At 66.3% G+C, this 11,774-nt stretch carries 12 protein-coding genes and 1 tRNA gene; 5 read left to right on the forward strand and 8 right to left on the reverse strand.

The features are described from left to right. Nucleotides 1-4: 4 nt before the first annotated feature. Nucleotides 5-77, reverse strand: a tRNA-Lys gene (locus tag ACRDPN_RS13950). A 139-nt stretch (nt 78-216) separates the two neighbouring features. Between ACRDPN_RS13950 and ACRDPN_RS13955 the strand changes: the two genes are divergently transcribed. The 3 genes from ACRDPN_RS13955 to ACRDPN_RS13965 all read left to right on the forward strand — a co-directional run bounded on the left by ACRDPN_RS13955 (nt 217) and on the right by ACRDPN_RS13965 (nt 2,104). After that, nucleotides 217-366 carry a hypothetical protein gene (locus ACRDPN_RS13955; RefSeq protein ID WP_431449105.1) on the forward strand — a complete coding sequence of 50 codons (150 nt, stop codon included), beginning with the start codon at nt 217-219 and terminating at the stop codon, nt 364-366. Between the two features lie 91 nt (nt 367-457). Beyond that, nucleotides 458-1,075 carry a DUF47 domain-containing protein gene (locus tag ACRDPN_RS13960; protein ID WP_431449107.1) on the forward strand — a complete coding sequence of 206 codons (618 nt, stop codon included), beginning with the start codon at nt 458-460 and terminating at the stop codon, nt 1,073-1,075. 21 nt (nt 1,076-1,096) lie between these two features. After that, a complete protein-coding gene (locus ACRDPN_RS13965; protein WP_431449124.1) occupies nt 1,097-2,104 on the forward strand; it encodes an inorganic phosphate transporter in 1,008 nt (335 codons plus the stop codon). 19 nt (nt 2,105-2,123) lie between these two features. On the opposite strand, the gene pstB is transcribed toward ACRDPN_RS13965, so the two are convergent. From pstB to ACRDPN_RS13990, 5 genes are all read right to left on the reverse strand, one after another. Beyond that, entirely contained in the window at nt 2,124-2,894 is a 771-nt protein-coding gene (pstB, locus tag ACRDPN_RS13970) for a phosphate ABC transporter ATP-binding protein PstB (protein WP_431449126.1), read from the reverse strand. 122 nt (nt 2,895-3,016) lie between these two features. Next, nucleotides 3,017-3,913, reverse strand: a complete 897-nt coding sequence (pstA, locus tag ACRDPN_RS13975; RefSeq protein WP_431449109.1) for a phosphate ABC transporter permease PstA — start codon at nt 3,911-3,913, stop codon at nt 3,017-3,019. Continuing rightward, nucleotides 3,913-4,767, reverse strand: coding sequence for a phosphate ABC transporter permease subunit PstC (pstC, locus tag ACRDPN_RS13980; RefSeq protein ID WP_431449111.1), 855 nt, complete (start codon nt 4,765-4,767; stop codon nt 3,913-3,915). Before pstC ends, pstA begins: the two co-directional genes overlap by 1 nt. 147 nt (nt 4,768-4,914) lie before the next feature. Beyond that, complete coding sequence (locus ACRDPN_RS13985) at nt 4,915-5,847, reverse strand: PstS family phosphate ABC transporter substrate-binding protein (RefSeq protein WP_431449113.1); 933 nt, start codon at nt 5,845-5,847, stop codon at nt 4,915-4,917. 182 nt (nt 5,848-6,029) lie between these two features. Next, nucleotides 6,030-6,935 (reverse strand): NUDIX hydrolase, encoded by a 906-nt coding sequence (locus tag ACRDPN_RS13990; protein WP_431449115.1) that lies wholly within the window; start codon nt 6,933-6,935, stop codon nt 6,030-6,032. Nucleotides 6,936-6,989: 54 nt separating this feature from the next. On the opposite strand from ACRDPN_RS13990, the gene ACRDPN_RS13995 reads away from it, so the two are divergent. Next, nucleotides 6,990-8,051 carry a hypothetical protein gene (locus tag ACRDPN_RS13995; RefSeq protein ID WP_431449117.1) on the forward strand — a complete coding sequence of 354 codons (1,062 nt, stop codon included), beginning with the start codon at nt 6,990-6,992 and terminating at the stop codon, nt 8,049-8,051. 14 nt (nt 8,052-8,065) lie between these two features. Here ACRDPN_RS13995 and ACRDPN_RS14000 read toward each other — a convergent pair whose 3' ends face one another. Continuing rightward, on the reverse strand, nt 8,066-10,201 hold the full coding sequence (locus ACRDPN_RS14000) for an RNA degradosome polyphosphate kinase (protein WP_431449118.1): 2,136 nt from the start codon (nt 10,199-10,201) through the stop codon (nt 8,066-8,068). Nucleotides 10,202-10,292: 91 nt separating this feature from the next. Between ACRDPN_RS14000 and ACRDPN_RS14005 the strand changes: the two genes are divergently transcribed. Further along, on the forward strand, nt 10,293-11,357 hold the full coding sequence (locus ACRDPN_RS14005) for an alpha/beta hydrolase (RefSeq protein WP_431449120.1): 1,065 nt from the start codon (nt 10,293-10,295) through the stop codon (nt 11,355-11,357). Between the two features lie 60 nt (nt 11,358-11,417). On the opposite strand, the gene ACRDPN_RS14010 is transcribed toward ACRDPN_RS14005, so the two are convergent. Continuing rightward, nucleotides 11,418-11,774, reverse strand: a 357-nt coding sequence (locus tag ACRDPN_RS14010) for a GNAT family N-acetyltransferase (RefSeq protein ID WP_431449122.1), incomplete at its 5' end; no start/stop codon positions are given.

Consider the following 11,774-nt stretch of genomic DNA (forward strand, 5'->3'; position numbering starts at 1 on the left):
AGAGTGGGCCCCGTGGGACTCGAACCCACAACCCGCGGATTAAAAGTCCGCTGCTCTGCCAATTGAGCTAGAGGCCCGCACGGCGTCCAGTGTGCCAGTCGTCTTCCCCGAATCCTGTCGCACCCATCTGGGGTAAACGCTGCGCGAGCGGCTCTACAGGACTAGTCTCGAACACGCAACGAGCCCACAACGCACCCACTCTGGAAGTCCCCCCTGATGCCTGAGCCACTCGACCACCGGCTGCGCGACGACGCGGTGCTAGACGAGATCGAGCTCACCAGCCGTCTCATGATCGCTGCGTCCGAGCTCGGACGGCCGCTCACGCAACGTGAGGTCGACGAGATTCTCGGCATCGTCGTCAGCTGACGATTCACCTGCCGGACCACCGCGAGTAGCCCTCCGGTCAGACAACCCCCTAGCATGACCTTGGCCTGTAAACATCGACGGGAGTTGTGGCGTGCGTCTTCGCATCCGACCAGTTGAAACCTCGTTCTACGACATGTTCTCCGAAGCGGCGTCACACCTCGTCCACGGAGCATCGCTCCTGGCGCAGATGCTCGACCAGAGCAGCGACAAAGAGGCGATTGCGCAGCAGATGCGCGAAGCCGAGCATGACGCAGACGAGACCACCCACAAGATCGTTCGACTGGTGAACAGCACGTTCGTCACACCGTTCGATCGCGAAGACATCTACCGGCTCGCCAGCAGCCTCGACGACGTCATGGACTTTATGGAGGAGACGGTCGACATGATCGGGCTCTACGAGCTCGATGTGCTGCCAGCCGAGTTCGCGCCACAGGTCGAGGTGCTGCAGCGCGCCACCCAGCTCACGGCCGACGCGATGCCGGGGCTCCGCACGATGAAGGGCCTCGAGGAGTACTGGATCGAGATCAACCGGCTGGAGAACCAGGGCGACCGCTACTACCGCCGCAGTGTTGCCAGCCTGTTCAACGGCAGCCACAAGACCCTTGAAGTGCTGAAGCTCAAGGACATCGTCGACTCCCTCGAGCATGCGATCGACGCCCTCGAGTCGGTGGCTCACACCGTGGAGCAGATCGCCGTCAAGGAGTCCTGAGACGTGGACTTCATCCTGGCGATGGTGATCGCCACCGTCGCCATCGCGCTGTTCTTCGACTACACCAACGGATTCCACGACGCCGCCAACGCGATTGCCACCTCCGTCTCCACTCGAGCGCTCACCCCGCGCATCGCGCTCGCGATGGCCGCGATCCTGAACTTCGTGGGAGCCCTGCTGGGCGTCGGCGTCGCTCAGACGATCCAGGGGATCATCGACATCGAAACGGCCCCGACCGGGAGTGACGCCGAAGCGACGACCGCGATCGCCTTGACGATCGTCATCTCAGCCCTCATCGGCGCGATCACCTGGAACCTCATCACGTGGTACTTCGGGATTCCGTCGTCCTCCTCCCACGCCCTGATCGGCGGCATCGTGGGTGCCGGTCTCGCCTCGTCCACGGTGGTCGAGTGGGAAACCTTGATCGACAAGGTCGCGATCCCGATGGTGCTGTCGCCGCTGCTCGGCTTCGTCGGGGCTTTCCTGCTCATGACCGCGATCATGTGGGTCTTCCGCCAAGCCCATCCGGCCAAGATCAACCGCGGCTTCCGGCTAGCCCAGACGGTGTCCGCAGCCGGGATGTCACTCGGCCACGGCCTTCAGGACGCGCAGAAGACGATGGGCGTCATTGTGCTCGCGCTGGTGGCCGGAGGGTACGAAGACGGCCAGACCGTGCCGCTCTGGGTCATCATCGCGTCGGCGACCGCCATCTCCGCCGGCACCTACTCGGGCGGCTGGCGGATCATGCGGACCCTGGGCCGGCGCATCATCAATCTCGACCCGCCGCGCGGGTTCGCTGCCGAAGGCGTTGCCGCGACCGTGCTCTACGTCATGGCCATCGGACTGCAGGCGCCCGTCTCGACGACGCACACCATCACGTCCGCCATCATGGGCGCCGGGGCCACCAAACGTGCCAGTGCAGTCAGGTGGGGGGTCGCGCGCAACATCGTGACCGCCTGGATCATCACCATTCCGATGGCGGCGCTCATGGCCGCCTTGACCTACTGGCTGGCGAGTTTCTTCTTCTAGGAGAGGGCCTGGACCAGCCTCAGCCGAATCGGCCGGAGATGTAGTCCTCCGTGCGCTTGTCCTGGGGGCGTCCGAAGATGTTCGATGTCGTGTCATACTCCACGAGGGTGCCGGTTCGATCCCCGGTCGTGTAGTCCATGGACGCCGTGAAGAACGCGGTCCGATCGGCGATGCGAGCGGCCTGCTGCATGTTGTGAGTGACGATGATGATCGAGTAGTCCTTCCGGAGCTCGGCCATCAGGTCCTCGATGAGTGACGTGGCGATCGGGTCGAGAGCCGAGCACGGTTCGTCCATCAGGATCACCTCGGGGTTCACGGCGATTGTGCGGGCAATGCAGAGTCGCTGCTGCTGACCACCTGAGAGCCCGAACGCGGAGTCCTTGAGCTTTCGTTTCACCTCTTCCCACAGGGCCGCACGTTTGAGCGCGTCCTCGACCAGGTGGTCCATGTCGTCGACCTTCATCCCGGTGACCCGTGGTCCGTAAGCGACGTTGTCGTAGATCGACTTCGGGAAGGGGTTCGGCTTCTGGAAAACCATGCCGATGCGGCGACGAACCTCGATCGGGTCGACGTCCTTGTCGTAGATCGGCTGGTCGTGGAACGTCACCGCACCCTCGACCCGAGCACCGAGGATGAGGTCGTTCATGCGATTGAGGGAGCGGAGAAGGGTTGACTTGCCACAGCCCGACGGACCGATCAGGGCGGTCACCTCGTGCCGGCCGAACGCGAGGTCGACTCCGGACACAGCGCAGAAGTCGCCGTAGAAGACGCTGACATCTGCGCATTCCATGATCGGGTTGGGTGCCTTCGGGAGGGTGCGCTCGTGGCGATCGGGGTGCACGATCGTCGAGTTTACGGGAGCGCGCGCGCCAAGCGACTCGGATCCATCGGTCACGTACGTAGCCATGGGGTTCACCACCGGTTCTGGTATCGGTTGCGGATGACGATCGCGAGTGCGTTCATGATCAGAAGCAGCACAAGCATGAGGATGATGGCCGCGGACGCGACCTCCTGGAAGGCCTGCTGAGGCTGAGACGCCCAGTTGAAGATCTGAATGGGGAGCGTCGTGAAGCCGCTCATCAGGCCGTCCGGGTCGTAGTTGACGAACACGAGCCCGCCCAGCAGCAAGAGCGGTGCGGCTTCGCCAAGTGCACGCGACAAGGCGAGGATCGATCCCGTCGCGATGCCTGGAACGGCTCCCGGAAGCGTCTGCCGCCATACGGTCTGCAAGGGTGTCGCGCCCAGGGCGAGTGAGCCGTGTCGGATCTCCTGCGGGACCGACCGGATGGCCTCACGGGTGGCGATGATGACGACCGGCAGAATCAGGAGCGCGAGCGCGATACCACCCGCCAGGACGACGCGTCGTTCCAGACCGATGGCCAGGGCGAAGCCGGCCGTGAGCATCCCGTAGATGATGGCCGGGACGGCGGCCAGGTTCGAGATGTTGACCTCGATGAGCTTGTTGTACCCGCGCCGGGCGTCTGCGAACTCCTCGAGATAGACCCCTGCGGCGATCCCGAGCGGGATGGCGAGAATCGCGGTCACGGCGATGACGAAGGCCGATCCGATGATCGCCGCCCGGGCGCCGGCCTTCTCGGGGAAGACCTGGCTGGTGTACCTAGTGAAGAGGTCGGCGTCGAGGCGCGTCGCGCCGTCGAGGAACGAGTCCACGAGCAGCACCATGAGGCAGAGCACGGCGAAGGCGAGCGCGCCCCACAGCGCGACAAGGAAGACGATCGAAGTGGGGCTGCGCTCGCCATGGCGTTTGGCGCGCAGCGGTTGCGCGGCCAGCTGGCCGATCCCGGTCATCAGTACACCTCCCTGATGCGGCGGACGATGATGCCGGCGATCACGTTGATGATGAACGTGATCACGAACAGCAGAAGGCCCACGGCGAACAGGGTGTTGTATGTCAGTGAGCCTGGGTTGCTCTCGCCGGTCGCGGTCTGGGCGATGAACCCGGTCATGGTCTGGCCGTTGTCGGTCGGATTGGTGACGACCTGTGCCCGCGTGCCGGCGGCCAGGGCGACGATCATCGTCTCCCCGACGGCCCTCGAGAGGGCAAGCACGATCGACGCCGTGATGCCGGAGATGGCCGCAGGGAACACGACCCGCAACGTGGTGCGCATGGTGTTGGCGCCCAGGGCGTACGAGCCCTCACGAAGGGACTGTGGGACGGCGCTCAGCGAGTCCTCGGACAGGGAGGCGACCGTCGGGATGATCATGATGCCCAGGACGATGCCGGCGGCGAGTACCGAGAAGGTTCCGACCTCGATGCCAAAGAGATCCTTCAGGACGACCGGTGCGACGAAGAAGAGGGCGAAGTAGCCGTAAACGACCGACGGGATGCCGGCCAGCACCTCGAGGATCGGCTTGAAGATGCGACGGATCCGCTCGGGCGCGTACTCACTGAGGAACACCGCAGCGCCGAGACCGATGGGGACGGCGATCAACAAGCCGATCGCGGTCGTCCACAGCGTTCCGGTGATGAGAGGAAGCACCCCGAAGTCAGGATCGGAGAACGTCGGGGCCCATCGGGACCCGCTCAGGAAGTCCCATGGGCTGATCTCGCGGAAGAACTGGATGGAGGGGAGAAGGAGGGAGACGAAGATACCGACGGTGATGATGACCGAGAGCGCGGCTGCTGCCTTCAGCAGCCCCATCGCGATGTCCTCGCCGAAGCGGCGCTTCCCCGGAGCGAGCGGATGTTCCGGAGCAGGACCCGAGGGGGCCGCCCTTTCGGACGGTCCCCTCGGGGTGACGGTTGATGTCACTTCGTTGCGTCTCCTTAGTACTGCTTGTACTGCCTGTCAGCCCTTGAGTGATTCAAGAGCCGTCTCGAGCTCGGTGCGCTGCTCATCGTTGAGCGTGATGAACTTCGCAGCCTCGGAGATCGCCGTGTCCTGCTCCACGTAGAAGTCGGTGAAGGCCGAGACCTGCTTCTTCTTCGCGTAGCTGTCCTTGTTCACATAGATGAACAGAGGACGGGAGAGCGGCGAGTACTGGCCCTCCTGGGCGGCTTCCGGACTCGGAGCGACACATCCGTCACCGCTGTCGACCTCGACGGCCTTCAGCGTGTCGGCGTTCTCCTCGAAGTACGTGTAGCCGAAGTAACCGAGCGCGTTGGGGGAACCACCGACACCCTTGACGATCACGTTGTCGTCCTCAGACGCGTTGTAGTCCGAACGGCTCGCGCCCTCTTCACCGTTGATCTCTTCGGTGAAGTAGTCGAACGTGCCGGAGTCGGTTCCCGGTCCGTAGAGCTCGAACTTCTCGTCCGGGAAGTCGGGGTTGATCTGCTTCCATGAAGTCACCTTGCCCTCTGCGCCGGGCTCCCACATCTTCTTGAGCTCGTCGGTGGTCAGGCACTTCACGAAGTCGTTCTCCTTGGAGGTGACCACGGTGAGAGCGTCGGTGGCGATGCGGAGCTCGGTGTACTCGATGCCCTTCTCCTCGCAGATCGCCTTCTCCTCGTCCTCGATCGCACGAGAGGCGTTCGAGATGTCGGTTTCGCCGGCGCAGAACTTCTCGAAGCCGCCACCGGTGCCGGAGGTTGCGACGGAAACGTTGACGCCGCTGTTCTCCTCGCTGAAGAGCTCGCCGGCTGCGGCAGTGAGCGGCTGCACCGTGGAGGAGCCGTCGGTGACGACCTCACCAGACGTGCCGCCTGCGGATTGTTCGTTGCCGCCGCCGCATGAGGCGAGGGCGAGGGAAAGCGCCAGGGCCGATGGAACGGCCGTCATGCGCGCGATTCGTCGATTCACAGAGTTGCCTCTCTGATACGGGCCATAGGGGCAGCCCACTTTGACTGACACTTCGGACGCTAGGGACCGCAGGTGTATCGAGTCCACTGCTGCGGTGAACGCAAGGTGAACGGTCGGCCAATGCTGCAGGTCAGGCCACGAATGGCCTGCTCAGACGGGGTTCAGACGGCAGAACGTCCGAGGGGTTCGGTGGCCTGGACGACGCCCTTGCGGTGATGTATGACGACGCCCTCACCGGCCTTGAGCTCGACGCCGTCGGACCCGACGGCGTCGAAGATCCATGGCAGCGTCGGTCGATGCGTGCACAGCACCACGGGCTTCTTGCGGTCGAGCATCGCGGTGATCGACCGGTTGACCTGCCCGAACCGGGTCTCCTCCGACAGCCGGTCGTCGATCTCGAGGAAGGTGCTGATGTCGTGGGCGAACGGCTCGACGGTCTGCGCGCACCGCACTGCGGGACTGGTGACGACCCGCCGGACCCCGTAGGCCCTAAGCAGCGGGACGAGCGCTGAGGCTCGCGCGGCGCCGGACTCGGTGAGGGGGCGAGCGAGGTCGTCGTCATTCCAGTCGTCGCGCGACTCGGCCTTCGCGTGCCGCAGGACGATGAGGGTCTGGGTGCGGTGCGACTTGGCCTCGCGGAGCTCCGCGAAGGCGTCGAGCAGCTCGATGTCGTGCTTGTAGGTGAGGAGTCGCCGTGCCTCACCTAGCCGCAGCCAGCGGATCTCGTCGACCTCCGGGTTGGGCTCGAACTCCGCTTCGGGCCCGACCGGGCGTGCGCACCAGTAGCTGACGCGCTTGGGTCCACCCGCGATGAGGTAAGCCGTGCCGGGCAGCGGGTGGCCGAGTCGGACCTGCAGGCCGGTCTCCTCGGCGATCTCACGCACCGCGGTGGCGGCGAGGTCCTCGCCGCCGTCCGGCTTGCCCTTCGGAAACGTCCAGTCGTCATAGCGCGGGCGATGCGCCACGAGAACCTCGACCCGGCGGCTTCCGCCGGGCTCGGATGTCGGTGTGGCACGATGCCGCCAGACGACGGCGCCCGCGGCTGTCGTCAGTTGTTCACCTGCCATGCTCCGTATTGTCCATGGCGCAGGTGTACGGGCGGTGAAGTCGAGGTGGCTGGGGTGCTTGGGAAGCGTGATCGCGCGGTCTTGGTGGTCTCGATTCTCGTCATCGCGCTTGCGGTTGCGGGTGGCTGGTGGTCGGGTGCGCTTCGACCGGACACCAGGCCGGCCCTCACGTCAGCGATCGACGTGCTGCCCGCGAGCACGACCATCGTGGGCTTCACCGACTGGGCCCAGATCCGCGAGACCCTCGAGATCGGCACCGTCGACACCGCCGGCGAGCGGGACGAGCTCACCGACGAGTCCGCGATCCGCGACCTCAGCACCAGATCGGTGATCGCCGAGGCCGGCGCGATGCACGAGGTGCTCGGATGGTCGGCGGCGGAGGTCGACTGGGAGGCGTACGGGCAGGACCGGAATGGTGCAGCCGCCGTCGTCCGGCTGGACGGATCGGTCTCGTACGACGCCATTCGCTCGCGGCTCCGGGAGGCCGGATACACCCAAGACGGGCAGGTCTGGAGCTCCACCAAGCGGACGGGTCTGCCGGACATCATGGCCCACGTCGGGTTCGTCCCACGGCAGCGTCTTATCGTCATGAGCGACACCAAGGCCCGGATCCCGCTCATGCTCGACGTGGCGGCCGGACGCGCTCGATCCCTGGCCGGAAATCAGGCTGCCGCCGACACTGCCCGCGTTCTCGCCGGGAGTGAAACCGTCCTCATGCAGGGCGGCACGCTCGGCTGCGAGACGAGCGCAGTCGGCGGTGGCGCCGACAAGGAGCAGCAGGCGCGCACAGCAGTTGAGCGCGCCGGCGGCCTGGAGCCGTACCTGTTCAGTGGTCGTGGTCTCGTCGACCGCGGCGGCTCGGGCTTCTCCGCCCAGCGTCTCGTCTTCGCGATGACGTTCGAGTCTGCGGCTGTCGCCTCGGAACAGGCTCGGGTGCGCGAGCGGCTCGCTGCTGGCCCGTTCATCGGACGCTTCGGCCAGCTCGAGGAGACGGTACGGCTGCAGACGAGCGCCAGCGACGGCCCGACCTTGCAGATGGCGTTTGCCCACGACCCCGAGACGGACGTCTTCATGACCGGCCTGGGGCCGGTCCTCTTCGCAACCTGCAAGGTCTGATTCGGTCCGCTGCGTCAGCGGGCGCGGCGCTGCTTCGCGCGGCTGATCAGCTCGCGCTGCACGTCGAGCTCGCCGATGTGGCGCTGCCACCCGGCGTCCGGGCCGAGGTGCCACGAGGTCGTGCTGTCGTCGGCCATCGTCGCGAGCAGCTCGCCGAGCGTCGCGGTGTGCTCGGCCGCGGGCACGCGCACGAGCACCTCGACGCGGCGGTCGAGGTTGCGGTGCATGAGATCGGCCGAGCCGATCCAGGCCTCGGGCGTACCTCCGCCGCCGAACCAGTAGATCCGGCTGTGCTCGAGGAATCGTCCGAGCACACTGCGGACGCGGATGTTCTCGCTCAGGCCCGGGACGCCCGGACGCAGGGTGCAGATGCCACGGATGACGAGGTCGATCCGGACCCCGACCTGCGAGGCCTCGTACAGCTTGTCGATGATCTTTTCGTCGACGAGTGCGTTGAGCTTGAACCGGAGCGCTCCCCCGCGACCGGCCCGCTGATGCTGGATCTCCTGCTCGATCCGCTCCATCAGGCCACGGCGCAACCCAGCCGGTGCGACCAGCAGCCGCCGGTATGACGAGGTCTGCTGCGCGAACCCCGAGAGGTTGTTGAACAGGTCGCTGAGGTCAGCCGTGATGTCGGGGTCGGCGGTGAGGAGGCCGACGTCCTCGTACATGCGTGCCGTCCTGGGGTTGTAGTTGCCGGTGCCGATGTGAGCGTAGCGGCGCAGGCCGTCGGGCTCGTCACGCACCACGAGCGCGAGCTTGCAGTGCGTCTTGAGCCCGACCAGTCCGTACACGACATGGCAGCCGGCCCGCTCGAGCTTGCGGGCCCAGCGGATGTTGGCCTCCTCGTCGAACCGCGCCTTGATCTCGACCAGCACCAGCACCTGCTTGCCGGTGCGGGCGGCGTCGACGAGTGAGTCGATGATCGGGGAGTCGCCCGACGTGCGGTAAAGCGTCTGCTTGATCGCGAGCACGTGGGGGTCGGCGGCGGCCTGCTCGATCAGCCTCTGGACGCTGGTGGCGAACGAGTCGTACGGGTGGTGCACCAGCACGTCACGCTTGCGCAGGGCGCCGAACAGGTCGGCCGGGCTGGCCGTCTCGACCTCGGCGAGGTGCTCGTGGGTACCGGCGACGAACGGCTCGTAGTGGAGCTCTGGACGGTCGAGCTGGGCCACCTGCGAGAGGCTGCGCAGGTCGAGCGGACCGCGAAGGTGGAACACCTCGTCGTGGTTGACGCCCAGCTCCGAGATCAGCAGATCGAGGACGCCGGGGTCGATCGACTCATCTACCTCAAGGCGAACGGGCGGACCAAACCGGCGGCGGAGCAGCTCCTGCTCGAGCGCCTTGAGCAGGTTTTCGGCGTCGTCCTCCTCGACCTCGAGATCCTCGTTGCGGGTGACGCGGAACGCGTGATGCGCGACCACCTGCATGCCCGGGAAGAGCAGGTCGAGGTGCGCCGCGATGACGTCCTCGAGCGGCACCAGCCGACCTGGGCTCGCCTGCATCCACCGGTCGATGATCGGCGGCACCTTCACCCGGGCGAAGTGGTCCTTGCCCGTCTCGGGGTTGCGCATCACCAGCGCGAGGTTGAGTGACAGGCCGGAGATGTACGGAAATGGGTGGGCCGGATCGACCGCCAGCGGCGTCAGGATGGGGAAGACGCGCTCGCGGTAGACCTCGCTCAGGTGCGCCTGCTCGTCGTCGGACAGGTCCGACCAGTGCAGGAGTGCGATGCCTTCGGACTGGAGCGCCGGGACCACCTCGGCGGCGAACGTCTTGGCGTGCTGCACCATCAGGGCGTGGGACTCGGCGAGACTGCGGGCCAGCACGTCACGCGGGTTGAGCCCGCTCGCCGACGGCACGGCCACGCCGGCCGCGATGCGGCGCTTCAGGCCCGCGATGCGCACCATGAAGAACTCGTCGAGGTTGCTCGCGAAGATGCCCATGAAGCGGACCCGCTCGAGCAGGGGAATGTCCGCGTCCTGCGCGAGCTCGAGCACCCGGGCGTTGAACGCGACCCACGACACCTCCCGATCGAGGAAGCGGTCGGGGGGCAGCGACCCCTCGGCCGGGTCGAACGGCGGATCGACGTCGAACTCGTCCGGAGAGGCTGGTGCCTCGAGGTCGGCGACCATGTCCGAAGTGTCCATCGAGCAAGGTTCGCAGATGAAGGTGAACGAGATCTGAACGGTGCCGAGGCTCGCTACGGTGCTGTTCGGGTGGTGCGCTACCGTCGCGGCCATGGTCCGATTCGGTGGCGTCGCCGGCGGTGTTCGCAACGCGGTGGCCCGCGGCATCTTCCGGCTACCTCGCCCTGTGCTCCGACGTCTCGCCGGCCCGCCGGTGGTCGTCGACGGCAAGACGCTCGACGTCGAGATGCAGCTGTTGCTCCGGCTCCAGCGGATCGAGGGCCCGCCGGTCGAGTCTCTCCCCATCTCGAGGGCACGGCGGCAGGTCGTCTCCTCGGCACGCACGGTCGGCGGCAGGCATCCGATCGGCGCGATCACCGAGCGCACCATCGAGGGTCCTGGCGGACCCATCGGCCTGCGGTTCTACACCCCGCGCGGAGTCACCGGAACGTCGCCGGCGCTGGTCTACTTCCATGGTGGCAGCTTCATGCACGGCGACCTCGACAGCCACGACCCCTTCTGCCGGATGCTGGCTGAGCAGGCGCAGGTGCGAGTGATCGCCGTCGACTACCGGCTCGCGCCCGAGGCACCATTCCCCGCCGCGGTCGAGGACGTCTGGGCCGCCTGGACCTGGGTGAACAGCCACGCGGCGGGTCTCGGCGTCGATCCGTCTCGCATCGCCGTCGGCGGCGACAGCGCTGGCGGCAACCTCTCAGCCGTGGTTGCACAGCGTGCCGTGCGCGCCCTTCGACAGGCTCAGGAACCAAAGGTTCCGGCACCGGCCTTCCAGCTGCTCATCTACCCCGTCACCCAGTTCGGTCAGCCGACCAAGAGCCGGGATACCTACGCCGAGGGGTTCTACCTCACCCGGACGGGCATGGACCTTTCAGACGAGTGCTATCTGGTCGGAAACGAGGACCTGGCCGACCCGCGGCTCTCGCCGCTGCTTCACGATCCCTCCGGTTTGGCACCGGCTCACGTCGTCACTGCGGGATTCGACCCGCTTCACGACGAGGGCGAGGCCTATGCCGATCGTCTGCGCAACGCCGGCGTGCCAGTCGACTACCAGTGCGAAGAAGAACTCATCCACGCCTTCACGAACATGGGCGGCCTCGGTCGATCGGCTCCTGCTGCGATCAGCCGCATAGCTGCCGCCCTCCAGCGCGGCCTCTCCTAACCCGCTCGCGAGAGAGAAATTCACCACTCGCGAGGGAGAAGTTGTCGCTCGAAGGGGTGACTAAGTCTCTCGCGAGTGGTGAATTTCTCTCTCGCGAGCGGAATACAGAACGTCGCGGGCGTGCTCGGTGAAACCGAGTCGCCGGTACACCGCCAGCGCCGGGTCGTTGTCGCCCTCCACGTAGAGGTCGACGGTTCGGATGCCTGACTCGTGCAGGTGCCGCAGTCCACGGGCGGTGAGGGCCGTGCCGAGTCCGCTGCCCTGCTGGGACGGGTCGACGCCGACGACGTACACCTCGCCCACGTCGTCCTCGACCTTCGTCCAGTGGAAGCCGACGATCTCGCCGTCGCGTTCCGCGACGAACAGCCCGGCTGGGTCGAACCAGTCGCTGCTCGCTCGTCGGTCGAAGTCGGCACG

The organism is Aeromicrobium sp. (assembly GCF_050700635.1).
Classification (GTDB): Bacteria; Actinomycetota; Actinomycetes; order Propionibacteriales; family Nocardioidaceae; genus Aeromicrobium.